Below are 24,783 nucleotides of genomic sequence, written 5' to 3'. Positions count from 1 at the left end.
TTCGCATGTGAAAATAACAGCCGGTCAACCGGCGGCCAGCGTTTGTAACCTCCTCGTCATCTGTTTGTCGGAACTCAACTCGTTATAAGGAACGTCACCATGAACAAAACCGTTCGCATTGCCCTGGTTGCCTTGCTCTGCGTGGGTGCAGCAGCGTGCAGCAAGAAGCAGGAAGTCAAGCCGCAGCCGCCGGTCGAGCAGACCGCACCGGCGCCGACCGCGCCCGCGTCCGATGGCAAGTACACCCCCGCCGACCTCGATACCGATGCCTGCCTGCGTCAGCGCGTCGTGTACTTCGACTTCGACAAGTCCGAGATCAAGCCGGAGTTCCAGCAGATCATGGCGTGCCACGCCAAGTACCTGCAGGATCGCCCGAGCGCCCAGCTGCGTCTGGAAGGCAACACCGACGAGCGCGGCACCCGCGAGTACAACCTGGGCCTCGGCGAGCGTCGTGCCAATGCCGTCGACAGCGCGCTGCAGGCCAACGGTGCCTCGGCCAGCCAGATGACGGTCATCAGCTACGGCAAGGAAAAGCCGGTCTGCCGCGAGCACAATGAAGACTGCTGGAGCAAGAACCGCCGCGTCGAGATCGTCTACACGGCGCAGTAATGATGAAGCGACTGGCTAAGGGTTTTTCGGCCAGGATCAGCATGGCGGGCGCCTTGGCGTCCGCCATGCTGTTCGCGTTCCCGGTACTGGCCCAGGACGCCCGGCTCAGCCTGGCGGATCGTGTCAGCCGGCTGGAGCAGCAGACGCAGAATCGCGACCAGAGCGGCACCGGCCTGGTCAACCAGATCCAGCAACTGAGCTCGCAGGTACGCCAGATGCAAGGTCAGATCGAGGAGCTGCAGCATCAGTTGCAGGTGCTCGAGGACAAGAACAAGGCCCAGTACGGCGACCTCGACGCGCGCCTGGCGCGCCTCGAAGGCGGCGGTGCGGGCAATCCGCCGGCGCCATCCGGCACCCCGGCAGCGGCAGCGGCGACGACAGCGGCGACTTCCGCCAGCGCGTCGAGCGCGCCAGCGCCGGCATCGAGCAGCGCTGCCACGGCCGATCCGGCCGCGGCACAGGCAGCTTACGACACGGCATTCCAGTCGATCCGCGGTGGCAATTACGCGGCGGCCTCGCGGCAGTTCCGTGCCTTCATCCAGCAGTATCCGAACCATGCGCTGGTGCCCAATGCCTGGTACTGGCTGGGGCAATCGTATTTCGTCACCACCAACTACGGCGTGGCGCTGGATGCGTTCAAGCAACTGGTCGGGCAGTTCCCGCAGAGCGACAAGACCCCCGACGCGCTGCTCAAGATCGGCTATTGCCAGATCGAGTTGAAGCAGGTCGACGCGGCCAAGACCACGCTGAAGCAGGTCATTGCCAAGTATCCCGGATCGGACTCGGCGAGCCTGGCGCAGGAGCGCCTGCAGCGCCTGCAAGTCCAAGCCGGCGGTTGAGGCGGCGGTGAGTGGTGACGATACGCGCGTGGCCTCCGCCACGCCTGCGACGGCAGTTGCCGAGCGCCTGCGCATCACCGAGATCTTCCACTCGATCCAGGGCGAAGCCGACGCCATCGGCTGGCGCACCGTGTTCGTGCGCCTCACCGGTTGCCCGCTGCGCTGCGTGTGGTGCGACACCGAGTATTCGTTCCACGGCGGCGACTGGCACGCGATCGACGACATCATGGCCGAGGTCGCGCGGCACGGCGCGAAGCATGTCTGCGTCACCGGCGGCGAGCCGCTGGCGCAGAAGCGCTGCCTGATCCTGCTGCGCAAGCTGTGCGACGCCGGCTATGAGGTGTCGCTGGAGACTTCCGGCGCGCTGGACGTGTCCGCCGTGGACGCGCGCGTGCACAAGGTGATGGACCTGAAGGCGCCCGATTCCGGCGAGAGCGGCCGCAACCTGTGGTCCAACCTGGATCATCTGCTGCCGCACGACCAGATCAAGATCGTGCTCGCCAGCCGCGGTGACTACGAGTGGGCGCGCGCCATGCTGACCGAGCACGCCCTGACCGGTCGCTGCATGGTGCTGTTCTCCCCGGTGCACGGCGCGGTCGAACCGCGCGAACTGGCCGAGTGGATCCTCGCCGACAAGCTCGACGTGCGGTTCCAGCTGCAGCTGCACAAGCTGCTGTGGAACGACGCGAAAGGCAAGTAGAGGAAGCGAGAAGTGAGAGAACAGCGGCGAGCAACGCCTTTTCCTACTTCTCACTCCTCTTCACTCGCTTCTCGCCGTTTTTCTTTTTCCATGGATGCAAACCATGCCTGACCCACAATCCCGCAAGGCCGTCGTACTCGTTTCCGGCGGCATGGATTCGGCCGTCACCATCGCGATCGCCCGCGAGCAGGGCTACCAGGTGCACGCGTTGAGCGTGGCCTATGGCCAGCGCCACCGTTCCGAGCTGGCGGCATCCGATCGGGTGGCGAGCATGCTCGGTGCGGTCGAGCACAAGACCGTGGCGGTCGACCTGCGCAGCATCGGCGGGTCGGCCCTCACCGCCGACATCGAGGTGCCGCTGGATGCGGGCGACAGCAGCGAGATCCCGGTGACCTACGTGCCGGCACGCAACACGATCATGCTGTCGATCGCGCTGGGCTGGGCCGAGGTGCTCGGCTCCAGCGACATCTGGTGTGGCGTCAACGCGGTCGACTACTCGGGCTATCCGGATTGCCGGCCTGCCTTCGTCGCGGCGTTCGAAGCGCTGGCCAACGTGGCCACGAAGGCCGGGGTCGAGGGGGCGGGTATCCGCGTGCACGCGCCGCTGATGCACATGAGCAAGGCCGACATCGCGCGCGAAGGTCGTCGCCTCGGCGTCGACTTTTCGGCCACGGTCAGCTGCTACCGCGCCGATGACGAGGGTCGCGCCTGCGGCCACTGCGACGCCTGCCGGCTGCGCGCGCAGGGCTTCCGCGAAGCGGACATGGCCGATCCCACGCGCTACGCCTGAGCGCGCGTTTGCTTGTGCCATCATGGAGCACACCGTAAAATCGAAGGCTTGCCCGGCCACGGCCGGGCGCTTGCACGGGTCGTTAGCTCAGTTGGTAGAGCAGTAGACTTTTAATCTATTGGTCCCGGGTTCGAATCCCGGACGACCCACCAACTCCCCACGCGCCGCCGTTCGCGAATCCAGGCGGCGTCACGCCCCGTCACGGGCGGCCAGCGCGGCCAGCATCGCACTGCGCAAGCGCTGCGGCGAGACCGGTTTGTACAGCACCGTCAGCTTGTCGGCGAGCACCTCCTGCAGGCGCTCGGCGCGCGTCTCGCCGGTCACCAGCAGACGCGCGAAGCGCGCTTCGCCGTCGCGTTGGTAGAGGCGGTCGAGTTCCGCGAACAGGTCGATGCCGCGCTCGCCCGAGCGCAGGTGCAGGTCGCAGATCACGATGTCGACCGGCGCCGGCCAGTTCTCGATCGCCTCCTGCGCCTGCTGATGGTCTTCGGCCACCGCCACGTCGCAGCCCCAGCTGCGCAGCAGGAAGCGGATGCCGGAGAGGATCGCCGGATCGTCGTCGAGCACCAGCACCCGGCGGCCCGCCAGGTCGCCGGCGGGCTCTTCCTCCGCCTCCGTCGGCGGCGGCAACATCTGCGCGCTGGCCAGCGGCAGCTCGAAGTGGAACATGCTTCCGCGGCCGGGGCGCGAGTCCACCCCGACCACGGTGTCGAGCAGTTGCGCCAGGCGCTGTACCGTGGCCAGGCCCAGGCCGAGGCCCGACTGGGAGCCGTCGGCGAGCCCGGGGTCGCTGTGGTCGTCGATGCGGTAGAACTCGTCGAACACGTGCGCCAGGTGTTCGGCGGCGATGCCGCTGCCGGTATCCCACACCTCGATGCGCAGGCGATCGCCGCCGCAGCGGCGCGCACCGATCAGGGCGCCGCCGCGGTGGGTGAAGCGCAAGGCGTTGCTGACCAGATTGTTGAGCATGCGCGTGAGCATCGTGCGGTCGCTGCGTACCCAGTCGCGCACGGGGTGGAGGCGCAGCACCAGCCCGCGTTGCTCGGCCACCATGCTGAAGGTGCGGCTGACCGCGGCGAACACCTGGTTGAGCGGAAATTCGCTGATCTCGACCTGCACCGCGCCGGCTTCCAGCCGCGACAGGTCCAGCAGCTCGCCGAACAGATGGTCGAGCGAGTGCACGCATTCCTGGATGTGTGCGATGCGGTCCAGCCGCTGCGGGTCGTGTTCGTCGAGCGCCAGCGCGGCCGAGAACAGGGTCAGCGCGTACAGCGGCTGGCGCAGGTCGTGCGCGGCGGCGGCGAGGAAACGCGAACGGGCCTCGCTGGCCGCTTCCAGCGCGGCATTCTTGTGTTCCAGTTCGAGCGTGGCCTCCTCGATGCGCTCGCGCAGGCCGCGGCGACTCTCGAACAGCGCGGCGGCAGCGTGGTTGAAGCCCCGCTGCAGCTCGCCGATCTCGGTGTGATCGGTCACCGGCACGCTGGCGGGCTGGTCGTCCCGACCCAGTTGCCCCACCGCGCCGGCCAGGCGCCGCAGCGGTGCGCTGATCCAGCGCGCCGCCTGCCAGCCGATCACGCCGGCCACCAGCAGGCTCAGCAGCAGCGCGATCAAGGCGTGGCGCAGCGTGGCCCGTTGCGCGGCGACGGCGTCGCGCAGGCTCACGTTGACCAGTACCGAGCCCAGCACCTGGGGCGTCGCCTGCGCGGTGTCGACGACCTCGCGCACCACGCTGGTGACGTCGTGGCCGTCGTCGGCGGCGCGATGATCGGCCAGGATCTGGCCGTCCGCGGTGCGGATCTGCACGCGTGTCACATGGGGCAGTTCACCGATCGAATCGGCGATGCGCAGCAGTTCGCGCAGCCGCATCGTCCGCAGAGGCTGCACGCACACCGACGCGGTCTGGGTGGCGATGGCGTTGGCGTTGCCGCGCGCCATCTGATGCAGGGTGTCCAGTTGCCGCTGGGTGAGCAGGGTCACCAGCAATGCAGCCGTGATCAGGGTGGGCACCAGCGCCACGAAGGCCATGCGCTGGACCAGCGACGTGTGGTGCCACAACCTTGCCAGCCACGAGTTGCCCGCCAGATCCATCGTCTGCCCGCCCCGTCGGAACACCCCGCCGATACCCCGGTACCGCCGCGGGATGCGTCGTGCACGCCGGGCGCCGTTGCCGGGAATGTAGCGCAACCCCGCGCAAAGGGAAGCGCCGGCGCGCGCTTACTCCCCCGTGCGGCGACGCCGGCGGCGGGCCAGCCGCTCGAACAGCAGCGGCAGCAGGGCGAGCAGGGCGATCGCGCCCAGCGGCAGCAGGACTTCGCGGTGCATGAACAGGCCCAGGCCGATGCGGTCGCTCTCGCTCATCGCGTCGGCCAGGCCGGCGCCAACCGACGTCTCGAACACCAGCGACACCGTGCCGCCCAGCCAGCTGGCGCCGAGGAACAGCCACAGCGGACAGCGCAGCCAGGCCAGTGCCACGGTGACCGCGCCGAACGGCAGTACCGGCACGAAGCGCAGGAACAGGGTGTAGCTGACCGGATGGCGTTCGAAGCCGTGGTGCAGCCGCGCGACCAGCGGCGGCTGCTGCGCGCTGCCCGGGCCGAACGCCTGGCGGCTGGCGAGATACAGGATCAGCGCGCCAAGGGTGAGCCCAAGCGACGAGGTCAGTGTCGCGTCGACCACGCCGAAGGCGAAGCCGCCGGCCAGGATGATCACGATGGTGCCGGGGATGCCGGTAGCCACGCCGAGGGTCAGCAGGCCGACGTAGGCCAGCCGGGCCAGCCACGGGTGATGCTCGATCAGGGCGTGCAGCTCGGCCTGGTGGGCCAGCAACTGGCGCGGGGTCAGCGCGTGCAGCGAGCCCGAGGCGAACAGCAGCACGCCTGCCAGCAACAGCAGGGCCAGCGGCAGCGCGGCGCGCCAGCGGCTCAATACGGCGTGCCGGTGGCGCCGTAGCTGGCGAGCACGTCACGGGCCTGGTCGCGCAGGATGTCGCGGCGCACGGCGATGTGGCGGCGGGCCAGTTCGCCGATCCAGTCCGCCGGCAGCGGGCCTTCGTCGAACTGGGTGAGCTCCTCCACGTCTTCCGCGCGTGCGCCGATCAGCAACTCGTCGATGCCTGCCCACACGCTGGCGCCGTAGCACTGGCAGCACGGCTGCGAGCTGGTGGCCAGCGCGTATTGGCTTCCGTCCTCGTTGAGGCGGTGCCGGCTGAGCCGCTGCTGGGCGATCATGATCGCCATCATCTCGGCGTGGGCGACCGAGCAGCCTTGCGGCACCACGCGGTTGACGCCGACGGCGACCAGCCGCCCGCTGTGGTTGTTGAACACGGCCGCGCCGAACGGCCCGCCGCCGCCGCGCTCCACGTTCTGCCGGGACAGCTCGATCGCCAGCCCCACGCGCTCCTCGTCGCTGTGGTAGCGCTTGTTGGTATCGGCCACGTCGCCGATCCAGGGCGGCAGGGTCAGGTGGATCTGCAGCGGCAGCATCGCGGTCTTCCTACTGGCCGGCCGCGCGCGCCCAGACGTCGCGCAGGGTCACGGTGCGGTTGAACACCGGCGCGTCGGCGCGGTGGTCGTGGCGATCGGCGACGAAGTAGCCCAGCCGCTCGAACTGGAAACGTTGCTCGGGGTCGACGTTCGCGGCGGCCGGCTCCAGCCAGCCGCTGACCACGCGCTTGGCCTCGGGGTTGATGTGCTCCAGCCAGCTCTTGCCATCGTCCTCGCCATCGGGCGCGGGCACGCTGAACAGGCGGTCGTACAGGCGCACCTCGGCGGCCACCGCGTGCTTTGCACTGACCCAGTGGATCGTGCCCTTCACCTTGCGGTCCGCGCCGGGCAGGCCGTGGCGCGTGTCCGGATCGAGCGTGCCGTGCAGTTCGATCACGTTGCCCGCGGCATCCTTGACGACTTCGGTGCACTTGACGATGCCGACGCCGCGCAGGCGCACCTCGCCGTCCGGCTTCAGCCGGTGGAAGCCCTTCGGCGGCACCTCGGCGAAATCGTCGCGCTCGATCCACACTTCGCGCGCGAACGGCACCAGACGGGTGCCGAAGCTTTCGTCCTTGGGATGGTTGGGGAAGGTCAGGGTTTCCTCATGGCCCGCGGGCAGGTTGGTCAGCACCAGCTTGAGCGGGTCGAGCACCGCCATGCGCCGCGCGGCCGTGGCGTCCAGGTCCTCGCGGATGCAACCTTCCAGCACGGCGTAGTCGATCACGCTGTTCTGCTTGGAGACGCCCACGCGCTCGACCAGCAGGCGCAGCCCGGCCGGGGTGAAGCCGCGCCGGCGCAGGCCGCGCAAGGTGTTCATGCGCGGGTCGTCCCAGCCGTCGACGAAGTTCTCGCTGACCAGCTGCGCCAGCTTGCGCTTGCTGGTGATGCAGTAGCTGAGGTTGAGCCGGGAAAACTCGATCTGCCGCGGCTTGGCCGGCTTCGCCTCCAGCCCGGCCTCGACCACCGACTGCCACAGCGACGGGTTCGCGGGCAGGTCGACGTTGTCCACGCACCAGTCGTACAGCGGCCGGTGATCCTCGAACTCCAGCGTGCACAGCGAGTGGGTGATGCCTTCCATCGCGTCGGACAGCGCGTGCGCGTAGTCGTACATCGGGTAGATCGGCCACGCGTCGCCGGTGTTCTGGTGGGCGATCTTGCGGATGCGGTAAAGCGCGGGATCGCGCAGGTTGATGTTGCCGGCGGCCATGTCGATCTTCGCGCGCAGGGTCTTGCTGCCGTCGGCGAATTCGCCGGCGCGCATGCGCTTGAACAGGTCGAGATTCTCTTCGATCGAGCGCGTGCGATACGGCGAGTCGCGGCCCGGCTCGGTCAGCGTGCCGCGATAGGCACGCACCTGCTCGGCGTCGAGGTCGTCGACGTAGGCCTTGCCGTCCTCGATCAGCTTGAGCGCGCCGCGATAGAACACGTCGAAGTAGTCCGACGCGTGGCGCAGCTCGTGCCACCGGAAGCCGAGCCAGCGCACGTCCTCCTTGATGCCTTCGACGAACTCGGGGTCTTCCCTGCCGGGGTTAGTGTCGTCCAGGCGCAGGTTGCACCAGCCGTCGAACTCGCGGGCGATACCGAAGGAGAGGCAGATCGCCTTCGCGTGGCCGATGTGCAGGTAGCCGTTGGGCTCCGGTGGAAAGCGGGTATGGATCTCCACGTGCTTGCCCGAGGCCAGGTCGTCGCGCACGATCTGCCGGATGAAGTCCTGCGGCGCGGAGGCGGGGATGGGGGCGGGGTGGTCGGTCGGCATCGAGTGACGCTCGCGCGCGGTGGTGGAAACCGCAAAGTTTACCCCGTCGCCCGGACCGGGCGAAGAACGCCGTGGCCTTGCCCCGCGCCGCGCCGCGGGGTAGCTTGCCGCTCATGCACACCGTCTACCGCGCGCAGAACCTGTTCGACGCCCATCTGGTCAAGGATGCGCTGGAGGCGGCCGAGATTCCGGCGTTCATCGCCGGCGAGTACCTCACCGGCGGCGTCGGCCAGTTGCCGGCGATGGATTTCATCGCGGTGATGGTGCCGGAAGCGGGGCTGGCACGGGCGCAGGACGTGGTGCGAGAGGTCGAGGCGGTGCTGGGCGAAGCCCGCCACGCGATCGACGAGATGCCCGACGATCCGCTGGCCGTACCCTGCTGAGCGGCGTGCGCCCGAACCGCCGAACCGCCCTGCGGTTGCCCCTGCGTCGCCCGGTCGTGCGCGGGATACTTGCCGGCATTCCGGTCGCCGAGAGCTTGCGATGCATCCCGCCCACATCCGCCTGATCGCCCCCTCGGGCCATGCGCATGATCCTGTCGCCATGGCGCGCGGCGTGGCGCGCCTGCGCGAGGCGGGCTGCACGGTCGACGGCGAGGAGGTGCTGGCGCGTTTCGCGCAGCGTTTCGCCGGCAGCGACGCCGATCGGGCGGCCGACATCAACGCGCTGGCGACGGCGGCGGTGCTGCCGGACATCGCGCTGACCACGCGCGGTGGCTACGGCGCGGCGCGCTTGTTGCCGCAGCTCGACTACCCTGCGCTGCGCGAGCGCCTGCACGGCGCACCGATCGCGCTGGTCGGCCACAGCGATTTCACCGCGCTGCAACTGGCCCTGCATGCGAAGAGCGGCCTGTGCACGTTCAGTGGCCCGCTGCTGGCCGACCTCGGCGCCGAGGTGCCGGATGACTTCAGCTGGCGCCAGTTCTGGGCCACGCTGACCGCGCCGACGGCGCAGGTGTCCTGGGCGACTTTCGCCCGCGCCGGGCTCGACCTGCACGGCCCGCTGTGGGGCGGCAACCTGGCGATGCTGTGCAGCCTGCTCGGCACGCCGTACTTCCCCGTCATCGACGACGGCATCCTGTTCGTCGAGGACGTCGGCGAGGCGCCGTACCGGGTGGAGCGCATGTTGTACCAACTGCATCTGTCCGGCGTGCTGGGGCGGCAGCAGGCGTTGCTGCTGGGTGGCTTCAGCCAGTGCGCGCCCGGCCATCGCGACAACGGCTACGAATTGCGCGACGCGTTCGCCCAGATCCGCGCCGTGGCCGGCGTGCCGCTGGTCGACGGCCTGCCGCACGGCCATGGCGCCGAACAGCTCACGTTGCCGTTCGGCGCGCCTGCGCGCCTGCGCGTCGAGGACGGCCGCGCGCGGCTGGAAATCGGCGGCTATCCCCACCTCGATTGCGCCAACCCGGCCGGCCCGCCCGAAAAGCCGTAAAATGGCCGGCCCGCACGGGCTTGCTCCCAGGAACAGACCATGAAGACCATCGAAGGCGATTTCGCCACGCCCCACGGCCGCTTTGCCATCGTCGCCGGACGCTTCAACGGTTTCGTGGTCGAGCCGCTGGTTGCCGGCGCCCGCGACGCGCTGCTGCGCCATGGCGTGGCGGATGACGCGATCGAGCTGGTGCGCGTGCCCGGCGCCTGGGAAATCGCGCTGGTCGCGCACAAGCTGGCGCATTCGGGTGAGTACGCGGCGGTGATCGCGCTCGGCGCGGTGATCCGCGGCGCCACCCCCCATTTCGATTTCGTCGCCGGCGAATGCGCCAAGGGCCTGGCCTCGGCCGCGCTCGGCTCCGGCGTGCCGGTGGCGTTCGGCGTGCTCACCACCGACTCCATCGAACAGGCGATCGAGCGCGCCGGCACCAAGGCCGGCAACAAGGGCGCCGACGCCGCCTTGGCGGCGCTGGAGATGGCCAACCTCTACCGGAAACTCGGATGAGCGCGCGCGTCCACGGCCTCGACCTGCAGGCGCGCTCGCGGGCACGCCGCCGTGCTTTGCAGGCGCTGTACGCATGGCAGCTCAGCGGCAGCCACATGAATGCGGTGATCGAGCAGTTCCGCCACGAACAGGACATGGAAGTGGCCGACCTGGAGTATTTCGAGGACCTGCTGCACGGCGTCGAGCAGCACGTCGACGAGCTCGATGCCTGCCTGCGTCCGCACCTGGATCGCGAGGTGGCGCAGGTCGATCCGATCGAACGCGCCGCGCTGCGGCTGGCCGCCTACGAACTGAAGCATCGGCCCGACGTGCCTTACCGCGTGGTGCTGAACGAGGCGATCGAAGTGACCAAGCGCTTCGGCGCCGATCACGGTCACAGCTACGTCAACGGCGTGCTGGACAAGCTGGCCGCCGAGTTGCGCGCGCTCGAGAAGGGCGCTTGATGCAGCCCGCCGTCGTGCCTGCGGGCATCGATCCGGTGCCTCCGCTCGAAACCGCGCGCCTGCGCCTGCGCGGCCATCGCGCCGACGACCACGACGCCCTGCTGGCGATCTGGTCCGATCCGGTCGTGGTGCGTTACATCGGCGGTCGCCCGTCCACGCGGCAGGAAGCCTGGTTGCGGCTGCTGCGCTATCCGGGCCTGTGGTGCGTGCTCGGCTACGGCTACTGGGCGATCGAGGAGAAATCCAGCGGTCGCTGCATCGGCGACATCGGCTACGCCGATTTCCGGCGCGAGATCGAACCCTCGCTCGAAGGCATGCCCGAACTCGGCTGGGTGCTGGCCGCGGACAGTCACGGCAAGGGTTACGCCAGCGAAGCGCTGGCGGCGGTGCTGGCCTGGGGCCAGGCGCATCTGGGCGACCACACCGCGGTATGCATCATCGATCCGGACAACGCCGCCTCGATCCGCCTTGCCGAAAAGGCCGGCTTTGCGCTGCGCCAGCAGACCACCTACATGGGCGACCCGGTGCTGCTGTTCACGCGCTGACGGGCCCGGCAACAGAGGCGAGCGACGCTGATGGAATTCGACCTGATCGAGCTGATCCGGCAGCGCACCGTGCAGGCGCGCGACGACGTGCGGCTGGGCATCGGCGACGACGCGGCCGTGCTCGCCGTGCCCGCCGGGCAGGAGCTGGCGGTGGCGATCGACACGCTGGTCGAAGGCGTGCATTTTCCGCGCGGTACCGATCCGGCCGACATCGGCTGGAAGGCGCTGGCGGTGAACCTCTCCGACCTGGCGGCGATGGGTGCCACGCCGGCCTGGGCGCTGCTGGGGCTGACCCTGCCGCAGGCGGATCGCGCCTTCGTAGAAGGCTTCGTCGACGGATTTTCGCGGCTGGCCGCTGTGCACCGGCTGGCGCTGGTCGGTGGCGATACCACGCGCGGCCCGCTGACCGTGAGCGTCGCGGTGCACGGCTTCGTGCCGCCGGGCAAGGCGCTGACCCGGGCCGGTGCGCGCGTGGGCGACGCGGTGCTGGTCACCGGCACGCTGGGCGATGCCGCCGCCGGCCTGAACGTGCTGCAGCAATGGCGCCGCGAGGAGGATGATCGCGGCCAGTTGCGCGACTACCTCGTCGAACGGCTGAACCGGCCGACGCCGCGGCTGGCCGCCGGTGTCGCGCTGCGTGGGCAGGCGCATGCCTGCGTCGACGTTTCCGACGGCCTGCTCGCCGACCTGGGCCACATCTGCGCCGCCAGCGGCGTGGGAGCCGAGATCGACGCCGCGCTGCTGCCGCGCTCGTCGGCGCTCTTGGGCCTCTACGACGACGCCACCGCGCTGCACTTTGCGCTGGGCGGCGGCGACGATTACGAGTTGTGCTTCTGCGTGCCGCCCGATCGGTTGAGCCAGGTGCAGGCCGACCTGTCGCGGCTCGGCTGCGGTGCCACTCGCATCGGCCGGATCGTGGCCGGCACCGGGGTGCGCGTACGTGGTCACGACGGTGGCTGGATGGAGCCCGGCACGCCGGGCTGGGAGCATTTCGCGTGAATGACAGAAAGCGCCTGAGCGCCACGCAAAGGCGTGCCCTGCTGGCCACGCCGTGGGGCTGGCTCGCCTGCGGGTTTGGTTCCGGCCTGGCGCCGCTGGCGCAGGGCACGTTCGGTTCGCTGGCCGCGCTGCTGCCGTGGCTGGTCCTGCGCGGCCTGCCCGCGTGGGGCTACGTGCTGGTGCTGCTGACGGGCTTCGCGGTCGGCGTGCGTGCCTGCGACATCGCCGGCCGCGCGCTGGGCGTGGACGATCATCGCAGCCTGGTCTGGGACGAGTTCATCGGCCAGTGGCTGGCGCTGCTGCCGCTGCTGGGCGTGCTGCTTCCCGCCGATGGCCTCGCGTGGTGGATGCCGGTGGCCGGTTTCGCGCTGTTCCGCCTGTTCGACGTCTGGAAGCCATGGCCGATCCGCTGGCTGGACCGGCGCGTGAAGGGCGGTTTCGGCGTCATGATCGACGACGTGATCGCCGGCGTGTTCGCCGCGATCGCGCTGGCCGCGCTGCTGCGCATCCTGGCCTGAGTCCCGCCGGCCTCGGGCATTCGGCCCGGGCCGGGATGCACAACCGCGTGCGCATGGGACGAAGCAATGCTCCGGCACGGCGGTTAGCCGGCGTCGATGGTCGATCAGGGGCAGTCGCGGCAGCAGGCGCCGGACGCGTACGCGGCGTCTCCGGCCGGCGCCGGCGGCGCATCGGGGTAACCGCGGCCGTCGTACCAGCGAAAGGAACCAGGCACCCTCGTTTCATCTCCATTGACCGGAGGCTCCATGCTTGATTCCGATCCCGCCGCCATTCCCGCCAGCCGTCGGCGTGCGACCTTGGCATGGCTTGCCATCGCGCTGATCGTCGCCGCCGTCGCCCTTGCGTTCGCATGGGTCGGCGGCTGGCTGGGTTCCAGCCGTCTCACGTCGCAACGTTTCACCAACGCGATCGAAACCGCCAACGGCCAGGTCTGGCGCGGGTTTCGCCGGGCTCACGCCAAGGGCGTCTGCGTGGCCGGCTACTTCGAGGGCAACGGGCAGGGAACGGCGCTGTCGAGCGCGCGATTGTTCGCGCCGGTGCGCACGCCGTTCGTCGGCAGGTTGTCGATCGGCGGCGGCTCGCCCTACGGCCTGGACGCCAAGGCGCGCGTGCGCAGCATGGCGCTGAAGCTCGACGGCGGCGACGGCCAGCAATGGCGCATGGCGATGAACAGCTTTCCGTTCTTCGGCGTGTCCTCGGTCGAGGCCTTCTATGAGCAGACCCGCGCCAACACGCCCGATCCGGCCACCGGCAAGCCCGATCCGGCGCGCCAGGCGGCGTTTGCCAAGGCGCATCCGGAATTCGCCCGCTTCGCCGATTGGGCCGCCCACGCGCCGTGGTCCACCAGTTGGGCGAACACCACGTTCAACGGCGTCGACACCTTCCGCTTCGTCAACCGCGCCGGCAACGTGCGCAACGTGCGCTGGTCGATGCAGCCGCAAACCCCGTTTGCCGGGATGACGCCGGAACAACGCGAGCAGGCCGATGCCGATTACCTGGCCGAGGATCTTGCGGCGCGTCTGGCGAAGGGCGAACTGCGCTGGGACATGGTGGTGACGCTGGCGCAAGCCGACGATCCGGTGAACCCCTCGCAGAGCTGGCCGGAGGATCGCCCGCGGGTCACGGTCGGCACCGTGGTGGTGGAGAGCAGCAGCGCGCAGGCCACCGGCGCCTGCCGCGACATCAACTACGATCCGCTGGTGCTGCCCACCGGCGTGGAGGCTTCCGACGATCCGATCCTGGCGGCGCGTTCGGCCGTCTATTCGGTGTCGTTCAACCGCCGCGAGCACGACATCGCCAGCGGCGAGGCCGGCGCCGCCACCGGCCACGCCGCGACACCGGAGTCGGACCGATGAACCGCGCCGGCAGCTCCGCCCATTTCAACCTGCTCGCCCGCGTGCTGCACTGGACGATGGCGCTGGCGATCCTGGCGATGCTCTTCGTCGGCGTCGGCATGGTCGCCTCGCTGAGCCTGCGTCCCGCCCTGGTGAGCCTGCATCGCCCGCTGGGCATCGCGATCCTCCTGCTGGCGGTGGTGCGCCTGGCCAATCGCCTGCGCCATCCGCCACCGGCGTTGCCGGCCGACCTGCCGGCCATCCAGAAGGCTGCAGCCGGGGCCTCGCACATCCTGCTGTACGCCTTGATGTTCGCCATGCCGCTGGTGGGCTGGGCCATGGTCTCGGCTGGCGGCTATCCGGTGACCATGCCCGGCGGGGTCAGCCTGCCGGCGATCGCACCGCACGACCCGACGGTGTACGCCGTGCTGCGCACGGCCCATACCTGGCTGGCGCTGCTGCTGTTCGCCGTCGTGCTCATGCATCTGGCGGCGGCGCTGTACCACGCCTGGATACGCCGCGATGGCGTGTTCGCCAGCATGGCAAGGGGAGCGGGGCGGCACCGGAGCGATATCGGCTCCTAGGCCGCCGACGCCGCGCCTGGTGGCGACAGGGCATCCAAATGCGAACGTGCGCCGTATGAGCTGCATGTAGCGGTCCTGATCGCAGCAGACGAGGTTGCCCCGGGTGAAACGCTTGCTCATCCTGACGCTCCTCGCCGTGTGGGTGCTGCCCACGCCGGCGGCGCGTGCGCGTCAGTTCGACCCGATCCGGCCGGTGCACACCGCGGATGTGGGTCGCTACCTGGGGCGCTGGCATGTCCTCGCTGCCATCACGCCCCGTTTCGAGCGCGACAGCTACAACGCGGTGGAAACCTTCCGGCGCAACGACGACGGCTCACTCTGCATCTGGCTGCGCCAGCGCCACGGGGGTTTCGACGCGCCGGCAAGGCTGTTCAAGTCGACTGCGAGCGTGGTCGAGGGCAGCGGCCATGGCGAATGGCGCGTACGCTTCTTCGCCTTCCTGAGCGCCCGGTATCTGGTCGGCTGGCTGAAGGCCGACGGCACCCAGGCGATGGTGGTGCGCGATGCGCGCGACTATCTCTGGTTCCTTTCCCGTACGCCCACCGTGTCGGAGGCCGACTACGCCGCCATGCTCGATCGGGCGTCCGCCATGGGGTATGACCCGACCGCGATCCGCCGGGTGCCCCAGCGCTGGCCCGAGCTTGGCGCAGACCGCGATCGCTTTGCTGGAGAATGCCCGTGAAATACCTCGTCGCCTTTCTCGCCTGGGCGATGCCCGTCGTCGCCTGGCTGTCCAACACCGGCGCGTTCGGGCCGACCAATGGCGAAATCTCGGATCGCTATCCCACCCTGATCGTGGCCGCCGGCTACGCGTTCGCCATCTGGGGGCCGATCTTCGTGCTGGACGCGATCTTCGGCACGCGACAGCTGTTCGAGCGGCACGCCACGGCGGCGCTGCGCCGCATCCGGGGGTTGACGGCGGCCGGCTTCGCGCTGACCTCGGCATGGATGATCGTGTTCTCGCAGCAGTGGTTCTGGCTCGCGCTGTTCGTCATCTGGGCCAGCCTGGCGTGCCTGCTCGCAGCCGCCTGGCAGGCGTCGCACACCGCCGGCCACGCGCGCGGGCCGTGGTGGCAGTGGATCCCGCTGTCGCTGCACGCCGGCTGGGTGTCGCTGGCGGTGTTCCTCAACCTGGCCCAGGTGATCGTGGCGTTCCGCCTGTTGCCGGTGGCGGACATGCTGGCGTGGACGCTGGTGCTGTTCGCGCTGGCGGCGGCGCTGGTACTGACCATGATCGTGCGCATGCGCGGCAATCCCTGGTATGCGCTGGCGGCGCTGTGGGGCCTGCTGGGGGTATGCGTGAAACAGCGCAGCGCCGGCCTGGCCGGCGCGGATGCGGCCGCCAGCGTGGCCCTGCTGCTGGCCGTGGCGGTGCTCCTGGTGTCGCTGGTCTCGACGCTGCGCCAGCGCCGGGCGGCGACTTCGCCCACGGCGCGCTGAACCGGACGGCCACGCCCCATGACCATGCTGCGTCTGCTGCTGGGAGACCAGCTCGACCCCGGACATTCCTGGTTCGCGGCCAGCGATCCCGACGTGCTTTACGTGCTGATGGAAGTCCGCCAGGAAACGGATTACGCCCTCCACCACGCGCAGAAGATCCTGGCGATCTTCGCCGCCATGCGCGACTTCGCCCGCGGGCTGGAGGCGAGCGGCCATCGCGTGCGCTACTTCGCGATCGACGACGTCGCCAACCGTCAGTCGATCACCGCCAACCTCGACCAGCTGATCCGGGAGTACCGCGTGCGCACGTTCGAGTACCAGGCACCGGACGAGTGGCGCCTGGACCGGCAGCTGGCGGAGTACGCGCAGCACTTGCGCATCCCCGCACGGAAGGTGGACAGCGAGCACTTCCTGACCCGCCGCGACGACGTCGCGACATTCTTTGCCGGTCGACGGCGCTGGAAGATGGAGCTGTTCTACCGGCACATGCGCGCGAAGCACCGCGTGTTGCTGGACATGCAGGGGCGGCCGGTGGGCGGCCGATGGAACTTCGATGCCGACAATCGCAGGCGCTGGCCAGGCGCGCCGTCCGAACCGGCCGATGCGCGACCGTCGCACGACCACCGCGCGCTGTGGCGGCGCATCGCGGCCGCCGGCGTGCAAAGCTTCGGGGCGCCCGAAGCCGGAGCGTTTCGCTGGCCGCTCAACCGGGACGAGGCGCTGCGCCAGCTCGATGCCTTCCTGCGCGACGGGCTCGCCGATTTCGGCGACTACCAGGACGCGATGAGCACGCAGGCGCCGCGCCTGTTCCATTCGCTGATCTCGTTCGCGCTCAACGTCAAGATGCTTTCGCCAGGCGAGGTGATCGAACGCGCCGAAGCGTGCTGGCGCGAGGGTCGCGCGCCGCTGGCGGCGGTCGAGGGTTTCATCCGCCAGATCCTCGGCTGGCGCGAGTACGTGCGCGGCGTGTACTGGGCGCGCATGCCCGCATATGCCGAGGCCAACTTCTTCGGCCACCGGCGCGATCTGCCGGCCTGGTTCTGGACCGGCGCCACCGGCATGAACTGCCTGCACCAGGCCATCACGCAGTCGCTGGAGCATGCCCACGCGCACCACATCCAGCGGTTGATGGTGATCGGCAACTTCGCGCTGCTGGCCGGCCTGGACCCCGGACAGGTGCACCGCTGGTATCTCGGCATCTACGTCGATGCCTTCGAGTGGGTGGAGTTGCCCAACACGCTGGGCATGAGCCAGTTCGCCGATGGTGGCCTGCTGGCCACCAAGCCCTACGTTTCGTCGGCGAACTACATCCACAGGATGAGCGATTACTGCGCCGGCTGCCGCTACCGGCACGATCAGCGCACCGGCGAACGCGCCTGTCCGTTCAACGCGTTGTACTGGGATTTCCTGGCACGCCATCACCGCGCACTGGCATCCCATCCGCGCCTCGGCATGGCCCTGCGCCAGCTCGAGCGCATGCCGTCCACGCAACGCGCCGAAGTGCAGCGGCGGGCCGAGGCCGTGCTCGGCGATCTCGACGCCTTGTGACCGGCAACGCACCTCGCACCCGCTTCCTGCCTCCACCGGAAAACCATCGATGCCCGACCAAGCCCTGATCCTGGTGAACCTCGGCTCCACGCCCTCCACCGACGTCGCCGACGTGCGGCGTTATCTCGACCAGTTCCTGATGGATCGCCACGTCATCGACGTGCCGTGGCCGCTGCGCCGGCTGATCGTCTCGCTGGTGTTGCGCACGCGTCCGGCGGCATCGGCCGCGGCCTATCGCTCGATCTGGTGGGACGAAGGCTCGCCGCTGCTGGTGATCGGTCGACGCCTGCAGGCGCGGGTGGCCGAACGCTGGCACGGCGCGCCGGTGGAACTGGCGATGCGCTACGGCGAACCCTCCATCGAGAAGGTGCTGTGCGACCTCGCCCGCCGCGGCATCCAACGCGCGACCCTGCTGCCGCTGTATCCGCAGTTTGCCGACAGCACCGTCACCACGGTCCTGGAAGAGGCGCGGCAGACCCTGCAGCGCCATCGCCTGCGGCTGCAGCTGGATCTGGTTGCGCCGTTCCATGACCGGCCGGAGTACCTGTCCGCGCTCGGCGCCAGCATGCGGCCCTATCTGGCGCAGCCGCACGACCATCTGCTGCTGAGCTATCACGGCCTGCCCGAGCGTCACATCCGCAAGGCGGACCCGACCGGCCGGCACTGCCTGTGCGGTCCGTCGTGCTGCCTAGAGCCTCCGGCAAACGTGCTGGAGCGCTGCTATCGCGCCCAATGCGTGCGCACCAGCGAGCGCCTGACCGCCGCACTCGGCGTCCCGCACGAGCGCTGGTCGCTGGCGTTCCAGTCGCGGCTGGGCCGCGCGAAGTGGATCGAACCGCATACCGACGTCGTGCTCAAGGAGCTGGCTGCGCAGGGCGTACGCCGATTGCTCGTGGCCTGCCCGGCGTTCGTGGCCGATTGCATCGAGACCCTGGAGGAGATCGGGATCCGCGGACGCGAAACCTTCCTCGCCGCCGGCGGCGAGGAGCTCACCCTGATCCCGTGCCTCAATGACCAGCCACAGTGGGTCGATGCCGTCGCGGCGCTCTCCCGACAGCCTTCGGGCAAACCCCTGGCCGCCTGAATCCGTCGATGGACGGCAAGCATGCATCCGGATGGCCCGGTGCTGCGTATGAGCTGATGGTGCATGCCGGGCATTCGGGTTCGACAGCGCACGACGCCATCCGCCGCTGCCAAAGGCCTGATCATGCAAACAGCACCCTCCGATGTGGCATCCATTCGCCATGCCGATGCCACCGCCATCTCGGACCGCATCCGCCACCGCCTGCGCGAGGCCGGCGCACGGTTCCACGCCAACGACAACGTGGCGGAGTTCATCCGGCCCGGCGAGCTGGACGAACTGCAACGGGAGGTGGCCGACAAGGCGGACGCGCTGCTGCGCGCCCTGGTGATCGACGTCGAGCACGACCACAACACCCGCGAGACCGCAAAGCGGCTGGCCAAGATGTTCGTGCGCGAGGTCTTCGCGGGCCGCTATCGGGCCGCGCCCGAGGTCACCGAGTTTCCCAACGTGCAGCATCTGAACGAGCTGATGATCGTCGGGCCGATGCGCGTGCGCAGCGCCTGCTCGCACCACCTGTGCCCGATCATGGGGCGCGTGTGGGTGGGCGTGATGCCCCATGCCGCATCCAACCTGATCGGCTTGTCCAAGTACGCGCGACTGATCGACTGGGTGATGAGCCGGCCGCAGATCCAGGAGGAAGCGGTGGTGCAGATCGCCGACCTGCTCGAAACACGCCTGCGGCCCGACGGCCTCGCCGTGGTGCTGGAGGCGGACCACTACTGCATGCACTGGCGCGGCGTGAAAGACGATGGTGCCAGGATGGTGAACAGCGTGATGCGCGGATCCTTCCTCGAGGACACCTCGTTGCGGAAGGAATTCCTGAGCCTGTTGGCCGAGCGCAGGGCTTGAGCCTCGCCGTCGTGCATGGCCGCCCGGCTGCACGAAACTTGCCGGGCGCTCCGCGCAAACCACCCCGGACCCGATCAGGGCGCGGCGAATGTGTTGATCTGCCTGTTCTCGACCACGACCATCCCGGTCCCTGAGGTCTCGGCCCTCGCCATGGCCAGCATGCACCTTCCCACGGCCGCGCTCGTGGTGAAGCTGCCGGGCATCAGGCGCACCGCCACGGACAGCACGGGACCGGCCAGCGCATAGAGTGCCCGCCGCGCGCGATGCGGAGACCGCTCGCCCTGCACGGGGCAGATGGCACCGGGCCGCAGTACCGTGGTGGCCAGCGCGAAGCGGCCGGGCACCTGCTCGGCCTCGCCCTTGATCCGCAACGGCATCAAGCGGCTGCGGATGTCGGCGCCGGCGCCGGAGACATAGATCATCCGTCCTCGCGGATTGGCGCGCGCAAAGGCCCGCGACACACACTCGAGGGTGGCCACCGTCGCCTCGCGATAGGCCGCTTCCGAGAGAAGCAGGGGCAATGGCCCGGCGCAGTACAGGCAGGCATCGATGCCGCCAAGGTCGAGTCCTTCCAGTGCCTTGTCGCGGAGTTCCGGTACTTGCAGCACGCGCACTCCCTGCGGCACGTCTGGCGACCGGCGGCGGACCAGCAACGTCACCCCGGGCCGCTCGGCGTCCTGCAGCAGCACCTTGAGGACGCCTTGTCCGACCAGTCCGCTCGCTCCGACCAGCAGTATCTTCATGGGTGACCTCCCGGGCAGGCCCGCCATCGACAGCGCCTGGACCAGTATTCCACCCCGGCCGGCCCGCGTGCCCATCTTCCGCACCCGTGGACACCGCGGCGAGGGTGCACGCCAGGCTTGCCAGGCAACTCGCGATTGCTGCGCATTGCGCTGCCTGCTCCGGTCACTTTCCGGCGATGGCCGCGCGCCCGCCATCCACGCCGATCACTTGCCCGGTCATCCAGCCGGAGCGTGGCCAGAGCAGGTGGGCAGCAAGTTGGGCGATGTCTTCGGGTTCTCCCAGGCGGCCCAGGGGATGGGCGGCGGCGAACGCCTCGCGAAGCTTCGGGTTGGCCACCATGCGTGCGGCCAGCGGCGTCCGGATGAGCGATGGCGCAATCGCGTTGACCCGCACCGCGGGTGCCAGTTCGGCGGCAAGCGACCGGGTCAGACCCTCTACCGCCGCCTTGGCCATGGCGATGGACGCATGCGACGGAAAGCCGCGCGATGCTGCTACGGAGGAAAACAGCACCACGGACGCACCGGTGGTGCTTTTGCGCAGCGACGGCAGGGCCGCCCGGACGGCCAGCGCGGCGCCGATCGCGTTCAGCCGGTAATCGTGGGCCAGGTCAGCTTCGGAGACGCGCGAGATCGGCTTCACCGCGATGTTGCCGACCGCATAGACCAGGCCGTCGAGGCTCGCGGGCGCAGCCTCGGTCACCGCCGCAAAGGATGCTTCATCCAGTACGTCGGCCACCGTCCATGTCGCCCCCAGGGATTGCGCCAATGGTCGCAACGTCTCCTCATGGCGCGCCACCAGGTGCAACTGCGATCCCGTATCGGCGAGTAGCCGGGCCAGGCATGCGCCGACGCCGCCGGTGGCGCCGTAGATGAGTATGGATGAGGACATGGCCAGAGCCTGTGGGTGCCTGATTACAGGTACGGAGATCCGGTGCGAATGGATGCAAGGCTTTCGGCAGCGCCGGCGGAGAAGCACGGGGAACGATCAGCGTCGCGGACGTCCTTCATCGCCGGTGAATGCGCATCCGCCGGTGGACGCGCTCCGTATGGATGGATATGCCCTTCTGCGTGGCAACGTCTGCAGGCGAGCGTTGCCTTCCCCATCCGACCGGAGTGCCGACCCATGCTTCCCCCCTTCCTCTGGATCGTTGTTGCCGGGTTGCTCTGCGCGTGCTGCTCGGAGGCCTTCGCCGCCGGGGAGACGGCCTCGCGCCGGGTACAGCGAGGCTGGCAAGCCGGTGCCATCGCGCTGGTCAGCAACGGTGGCTATGCCGGTTCCTCCCGTCGCCAGCTGGTGGTTCCCGCGGCGGCTTACGAAGGCGAGCACGCCTTCCTGCGCGGCCTGCAACTCGGCTGGCATGCCTGGCAACGCGACGACTGGCGGCTGGACCTGGTGGCGCAGGCACGGCTCGACGGATTCGATGCCGACGACATTCCCCTGGACGGTCTTCGGGACCGGCGCCGGAGCATGGATGTCGGCGCCGTGTTGACCCGCTCCGGCAGGCTGGGAAACCTGCAGCTGACCGTGCTGACCGATGCCTTGTCGCGAAGCCGCGGGCAAGAGCTCGCCATGCAGTACGGCTACCCGCTGCGGTTCGGCAAATGGCGCGTCACGCCCGGCCTGGGTGTGCGCTGGTGGTCGCCCCGGCTCGCCGACTACTACTACGGCATCCGCCCCTCCGAGGCAGCCAACGGCGCACCGGGGCCCTATGCCGTTCCCGGCGTGCTGGTGCCGGAAGCCAGCCTCGGCGCGGTGGCTCCGATGGGTCGCCGCTGGACGTTCTGGAGTGCCCTGAAGTACCAGCGGCTGCCTCGCGCGATCACCGACAGTCCGCTGGTGGAGCGCTCCTCGGCAAGCACCGTGCTGGCGGGTTTCGTCTACGCCTTCTGAGGCCGAACAGATTCCGTTGCCGGCGGATGGCGGCACATGCACGACGGCGTGGCGGTCGATGTCCCTCGGGTCGCCCGGCGGACGCCCGCGCTAATCGGCGAGCTCAAGCGCCGTACGTGGACGGATCAGCTCGCGCAACAGCGGATTGGGAAAACGCCGCTTCATGGTGACGGCAAAAAAGGTCTCGCTGAGCTGCGGCAACTGGTGAACCTCCACCAGGCGGCCGCTGCTCAATTCATCCTTGACCACGATCGGCGGAACCACCGCCAGGCCGACGTCCTCCCGGGCGATCAGTCGCAGCATCGCCATGTCGTCGATCTCCGCCGCCACCCGCACTTTCCAGCCCATGCGTTCGACCAGCGCGTCGAATCCGATGCGTACGCTGCTCTCCATCGTCGGCAGCACGAGGGGTTGCCTGGTCAGCAGTGTCTTCAGCGTGCCGCCCTTGCCGATGCGTTTCGGCGTTCCGATCAGGCTGACGGGTTGTTCGGCAATGGCGTGGGAAACCCAGGGAGTGGCCGCATCGCGGGCGGGCGCGACATTGACCAGCGCCACGTCCAGCCGATGGGCTTCCAGGCTTTGCAAGAGGAACGCGGTGGTCCCCGAGCGAACGATGACCTCGACATTCCGGCGTCCCAGCAATGGGCGCAGGAAGCCGATCTGGAAATTGCGCGACAGCGTGGCCAAGGCCCCGACCCTGAGTATCGAACGCCGGCCGCCGGAGCGCTGCTTGAGCGTGGCGAGCAGGTCGCCGCCGGTGGCGAAGATCGATTCCGCGTGGTCGAAGGCGATGCGCCCGGCCTCGGTCAGCACGAGTTGCCGCCCGCTGCGTTCGAACAGGTCCTGTCCCAGCTGACCCTCGAGCTTCCTGATCTGGATCGACAGCGCCGACTGCGAGATCAGCAGCTTCTCCGCGGCGCGGGTGAGGTTTCCCTCGCGGGCGACTGCCCAGAAGTAGCGCAGGTGGTTGTAGTTCAGTGCGGCCATGCAATCATTCTATTTTGTATATCGACAGGTTTCGTTAAATGAATTTTTTAGAATGATGCGCGAAGCGTAGGCTTGCCGCGGCTCACCTGACCGCGGAGTGATTGATGTTGCCTGCCCTTGCGACGCTGTTTCTGCTTGCCCCCGCCAGCCTGTTGTTGGCGACCCTGTTTCCTTCACGGCCGGGACCTCGTCGGCCGCACGCCATGCTTCTCGCAAGCCGCCTGGCGACGTGGTTTTGCCTGGTGCTCGCGGTGCTGGCCTGCCTGCTGACCGCGTGGGAAGGCCCGGCCACCAGCGGGTTGCTGGGAGACAATGGCATCGGCTTGTCGGTCAGGCTGGATGCCATCAGTTGCACCATGTTCCTGCTGGTCGCCTTCGTCGGCGTCGTCGTGGTCCAGTACAGCCGCAACTACATGGACGGCGAGCCGCGCCAGGGCGCCTTCATGGCCGGCCTGTGCCGGACGCTGGCAGCCGTGACGCTGCTGGTCTTCGCGGGCAACCTCGTGCAGCTGGTGGTTGCGTGGGTGGCGATGAGCCTCTCCCTGCACCGCTTGCTGGTGTTCTACCCGGAGCGCCGACCCGCAAGGATCGCCGCCCGCAAGAAGTTCCTCGCCGCCCGCCTCGGTGATGCGTGCATGCTCGGTGCCGCCGCCCTGCTGGTGACCACGTTCGGCACGACCGACCTGGCCACCGTGCTGGCCCGGGCGCAGGCCATCGCCGCCGACGCCGCGCCGCCCGCACTCTCGCTGGCGGCCTTGCTGCTGGGTGTCGCGGCGCTCATGAAGTCGGCGCAGTTCCCCACCCACGGCTGGCTGCCGGAGGTGATGGACACGCCGACGCCGGTGTCGGCCCTGTTGCATGCGGGCATCATCAATGCGGGTGGATTCCTGTTGATCCGCTTTGCCGACGTGATGGTGCTCTCGATGCCGACGCTGCACGGCGTTGCCATCGTGGGCGGCTTCACCGCCTTGTTCGGCGGCGTGGTGATGCTGACCCAGACCAGCGTGAAAGGATCGCTGGCTTTCTCGACCGTGGCGCAGATGGGTTTCATGACACTGCAATGCGGGCTCGGCGCGTTCGCGATCGCGCTGCTTCACCTGGTCGCCCATTCGCTGTACAAGGCCCACGCCTTCCTCTCGGCCGGGGGCGTGGTGGAAACCGAGACGCTGCCGCGTTTCGCCAGGCCGCGCCTGCGCCCCGTCCTGCTGAGCCTGTTGCTGGCGACCGCGATCTACGTGCTGTTTGCCTGGGTATTCGGAACCTTCGTGCGGGCGGAGCCTGCCGTGCTGACCCTGGGCGCGATCCTGGTGATGGGCGTCAGCATGCTGCTGGCATCGTCACTGCAAGGGGCCACTACTACCCGCCTGGTTGTGCAGACCCTGCTCGGGGCCGCCGGAACCACGCTGGCCTATTTCATCCTGGAAACCGCCTTCACGCGGCTGACCGCCGGCAGCCTGCCGGCGATTCCCCGGCCCGACGGCACGGGCCTGCTGATCATGGGGCTGGCCATCGCATCGTTCACCGCGGTCACCGTGCTGCAAAGCCTGGTCGTGCTGTGGAACCAGCGGCCGCTCTGGCGGGCGGCACGCGTCCACCTGGCCAACGGCCTCTACGTCAACGCCATCTTCAATCGCCTGGTGGGTGCCTTGCGTCGGGAAGACGCGCGCCATCACGCCCGGACCATCGCCTGAGGAGCCGCC

Annotated in this window: 27 protein-coding genes and 1 tRNA gene; 21 read left to right on the top strand and 7 right to left on the bottom strand. The window is 69.1% G+C overall.

What is annotated here, in order from left to right; all coding sequences use genetic code 11:
- The first annotated feature begins 99 nt into the window (after positions 1 to 99).
- The 5 genes from pal to ACVCMC_RS09485 all read left to right on the top strand — a co-directional run bounded on the left by pal (position 100) and on the right by ACVCMC_RS09485 (position 3,090).
- Positions 100 to 609: a peptidoglycan-associated lipoprotein Pal gene (pal, locus tag ACVCMC_RS09505; RefSeq protein ID WP_395116826.1), complete on the top strand. Its 510-nt coding sequence runs from the start codon at positions 100 to 102 to the stop codon at positions 607 to 609.
- A 41-nt stretch (positions 610 to 650) separates the two neighbouring features.
- Complete coding sequence (gene ybgF, locus ACVCMC_RS09500) at positions 651 to 1,448, top strand: tol-pal system protein YbgF (RefSeq protein WP_447097080.1); 798 nt, start codon at positions 651 to 653, stop codon at positions 1,446 to 1,448.
- A gap of 7 nt (positions 1,449 to 1,455) precedes the next feature.
- Positions 1,456 to 2,148, top strand: coding sequence for a 7-carboxy-7-deazaguanine synthase QueE (gene queE / locus ACVCMC_RS09495; RefSeq protein WP_447097079.1), 693 nt, complete (start codon positions 1,456 to 1,458; stop codon positions 2,146 to 2,148).
- Positions 2,149 to 2,251: 103 nt separating this feature from the next.
- Positions 2,252 to 2,938 carry a 7-cyano-7-deazaguanine synthase QueC gene (gene queC, locus ACVCMC_RS09490; RefSeq protein ID WP_447097078.1) on the top strand — a complete coding sequence of 229 codons (687 nt, stop codon included), beginning with the start codon at positions 2,252 to 2,254 and terminating at the stop codon, positions 2,936 to 2,938.
- Positions 2,939 to 3,014: 76 nt separating this feature from the next.
- Positions 3,015 to 3,090, top strand: a tRNA-Lys gene (locus ACVCMC_RS09485).
- A 37-nt stretch (positions 3,091 to 3,127) separates the two neighbouring features.
- On the opposite strand, the gene ACVCMC_RS09480 is transcribed toward ACVCMC_RS09485, so the two are convergent.
- From ACVCMC_RS09480 to ACVCMC_RS09465, 4 genes are all read right to left on the bottom strand, one after another.
- Positions 3,128 to 5,026 (bottom strand): ATP-binding response regulator, encoded by a 1,899-nt coding sequence (locus ACVCMC_RS09480; RefSeq protein WP_395116834.1) that lies wholly within the window; start codon positions 5,024 to 5,026, stop codon positions 3,128 to 3,130.
- A gap of 126 nt (positions 5,027 to 5,152) precedes the next feature.
- A complete protein-coding gene (locus tag ACVCMC_RS09475; protein ID WP_447097077.1) occupies positions 5,153 to 5,863 on the bottom strand; it encodes a TVP38/TMEM64 family protein in 711 nt (236 codons plus the stop codon).
- Positions 5,860 to 6,420 (bottom strand): nucleoside deaminase, encoded by a 561-nt coding sequence (locus ACVCMC_RS09470; protein ID WP_395116838.1) that lies wholly within the window; start codon positions 6,418 to 6,420, stop codon positions 5,860 to 5,862. Before ACVCMC_RS09470 ends, ACVCMC_RS09475 begins: the two co-directional genes overlap by 4 nt.
- Positions 6,421 to 6,430: 10 nt before the next feature.
- Positions 6,431 to 8,179 (bottom strand): glutamine--tRNA ligase/YqeY domain fusion protein, encoded by a 1,749-nt coding sequence (locus ACVCMC_RS09465; protein WP_447097076.1) that lies wholly within the window; start codon positions 8,177 to 8,179, stop codon positions 6,431 to 6,433.
- Positions 8,180 to 8,292: 113 nt separating this feature from the next.
- On the opposite strand from ACVCMC_RS09465, the gene ACVCMC_RS09460 reads away from it, so the two are divergent.
- The 14 genes from ACVCMC_RS09460 (at position 8,293) to folE (ending at position 19,462) form a co-directional block, all read left to right on the top strand.
- Positions 8,293 to 8,562 (top strand): putative signal transducing protein, encoded by a 270-nt coding sequence (locus ACVCMC_RS09460; protein WP_395116842.1) that lies wholly within the window; start codon positions 8,293 to 8,295, stop codon positions 8,560 to 8,562.
- Between the two features lie 100 nt (positions 8,563 to 8,662).
- On the top strand, positions 8,663 to 9,613 hold the full coding sequence (ldcA, locus tag ACVCMC_RS09455; RefSeq protein WP_447097075.1) for a muramoyltetrapeptide carboxypeptidase: 951 nt from the start codon (positions 8,663 to 8,665) through the stop codon (positions 9,611 to 9,613).
- 39 nt (positions 9,614 to 9,652) lie between these two features.
- Complete coding sequence (gene ribH / locus ACVCMC_RS09450) at positions 9,653 to 10,117, top strand: 6,7-dimethyl-8-ribityllumazine synthase (RefSeq protein WP_447097074.1); 465 nt, start codon at positions 9,653 to 9,655, stop codon at positions 10,115 to 10,117.
- A complete protein-coding gene (gene nusB, locus ACVCMC_RS09445; RefSeq protein WP_447097073.1) occupies positions 10,114 to 10,560 on the top strand; it encodes a transcription antitermination factor NusB in 447 nt (148 codons plus the stop codon). The genes ribH and nusB overlap by 4 nt, the downstream gene beginning before the upstream one ends.
- Positions 10,560 to 11,105 carry a GNAT family N-acetyltransferase gene (locus ACVCMC_RS09440; protein WP_395116848.1) on the top strand — a complete coding sequence of 182 codons (546 nt, stop codon included), beginning with the start codon at positions 10,560 to 10,562 and terminating at the stop codon, positions 11,103 to 11,105. Before nusB ends, ACVCMC_RS09440 begins: the two co-directional genes overlap by 1 nt.
- Positions 11,106 to 11,135: 30 nt before the next feature.
- A complete protein-coding gene (gene thiL / locus ACVCMC_RS09435) occupies positions 11,136 to 12,104 on the top strand; it encodes a thiamine-phosphate kinase (protein ID WP_395116850.1) in 969 nt (322 codons plus the stop codon).
- Positions 12,101 to 12,622 (top strand): phosphatidylglycerophosphatase A family protein, encoded by a 522-nt coding sequence (locus tag ACVCMC_RS09430; protein ID WP_447097072.1) that lies wholly within the window; start codon positions 12,101 to 12,103, stop codon positions 12,620 to 12,622. The genes thiL and ACVCMC_RS09430 overlap by 4 nt, the downstream gene beginning before the upstream one ends.
- Positions 12,623 to 12,868: 246 nt before the next feature.
- Positions 12,869 to 13,978, top strand: a complete 1,110-nt coding sequence (locus ACVCMC_RS09425) for a catalase family peroxidase (RefSeq protein ID WP_447097071.1) — start codon at positions 12,869 to 12,871, stop codon at positions 13,976 to 13,978.
- Positions 13,975 to 14,541: a cytochrome b gene (locus ACVCMC_RS09420; RefSeq protein WP_447097070.1), complete on the top strand. Its 567-nt coding sequence runs from the start codon at positions 13,975 to 13,977 to the stop codon at positions 14,539 to 14,541. The genes ACVCMC_RS09425 and ACVCMC_RS09420 overlap by 4 nt, the downstream gene beginning before the upstream one ends.
- Positions 14,542 to 14,644: 103 nt before the next feature.
- A complete protein-coding gene (locus tag ACVCMC_RS09415) occupies positions 14,645 to 15,223 on the top strand; it encodes a lipocalin family protein (protein ID WP_447097069.1) in 579 nt (192 codons plus the stop codon).
- Positions 15,220 to 15,981 carry a hypothetical protein gene (locus ACVCMC_RS09410; protein WP_447097068.1) on the top strand — a complete coding sequence of 254 codons (762 nt, stop codon included), beginning with the start codon at positions 15,220 to 15,222 and terminating at the stop codon, positions 15,979 to 15,981. Before ACVCMC_RS09415 ends, ACVCMC_RS09410 begins: the two co-directional genes overlap by 4 nt.
- An 18-nt stretch (positions 15,982 to 15,999) precedes the next feature.
- A complete protein-coding gene (locus ACVCMC_RS09405) occupies positions 16,000 to 17,529 on the top strand; it encodes a cryptochrome/photolyase family protein (RefSeq protein WP_447097067.1) in 1,530 nt (509 codons plus the stop codon).
- Between the two features lie 49 nt (positions 17,530 to 17,578).
- Positions 17,579 to 18,613, top strand: a complete 1,035-nt coding sequence (hemH, locus tag ACVCMC_RS09400; protein WP_447097066.1) for a ferrochelatase — start codon at positions 17,579 to 17,581, stop codon at positions 18,611 to 18,613.
- Between the two features lie 123 nt (positions 18,614 to 18,736).
- On the top strand, positions 18,737 to 19,462 hold the full coding sequence (folE, locus tag ACVCMC_RS09395) for a GTP cyclohydrolase I (protein WP_447097065.1): 726 nt from the start codon (positions 18,737 to 18,739) through the stop codon (positions 19,460 to 19,462).
- 74 nt (positions 19,463 to 19,536) lie between these two features.
- Here the strand turns inward: folE and ACVCMC_RS09390 are convergent, their stop codons facing one another.
- Positions 19,537 to 20,205, bottom strand: coding sequence for an oxidoreductase (locus tag ACVCMC_RS09390; RefSeq protein ID WP_447097064.1), 669 nt, complete (start codon positions 20,203 to 20,205; stop codon positions 19,537 to 19,539).
- A 163-nt stretch (positions 20,206 to 20,368) separates the two neighbouring features.
- Positions 20,369 to 21,094, bottom strand: a complete 726-nt coding sequence (locus ACVCMC_RS09385; protein WP_395116868.1) for an SDR family NAD(P)-dependent oxidoreductase — start codon at positions 21,092 to 21,094, stop codon at positions 20,369 to 20,371.
- 234 nt (positions 21,095 to 21,328) lie between these two features.
- Between ACVCMC_RS09385 and ACVCMC_RS09380 the strand changes: the two genes are divergently transcribed.
- A complete protein-coding gene (locus ACVCMC_RS09380; RefSeq protein ID WP_447097063.1) occupies positions 21,329 to 22,096 on the top strand; it encodes a MipA/OmpV family protein in 768 nt (255 codons plus the stop codon).
- Positions 22,097 to 22,186: 90 nt separating this feature from the next.
- Here the strand turns inward: ACVCMC_RS09380 and ACVCMC_RS09375 are convergent, their stop codons facing one another.
- On the bottom strand, positions 22,187 to 23,083 hold the full coding sequence (locus ACVCMC_RS09375; RefSeq protein ID WP_447097062.1) for a LysR family transcriptional regulator: 897 nt from the start codon (positions 23,081 to 23,083) through the stop codon (positions 22,187 to 22,189).
- Positions 23,084 to 23,187: 104 nt separating this feature from the next.
- Between ACVCMC_RS09375 and ACVCMC_RS09370 the strand changes: the two genes are divergently transcribed.
- Positions 23,188 to 24,774, top strand: a complete 1,587-nt coding sequence (locus tag ACVCMC_RS09370; RefSeq protein ID WP_447097061.1) for a proton-conducting transporter transmembrane domain-containing protein — start codon at positions 23,188 to 23,190, stop codon at positions 24,772 to 24,774.
- Positions 24,775 to 24,783: the final 9 nt, after the last annotated feature.

It is taken from the genome of Rhodanobacter sp. UC4452_H20 (assembly GCF_052978205.1).
Note: the sequence above shows the minus strand (reverse complement) of the source record. Positions and strands in the feature narration are given on the sequence as shown.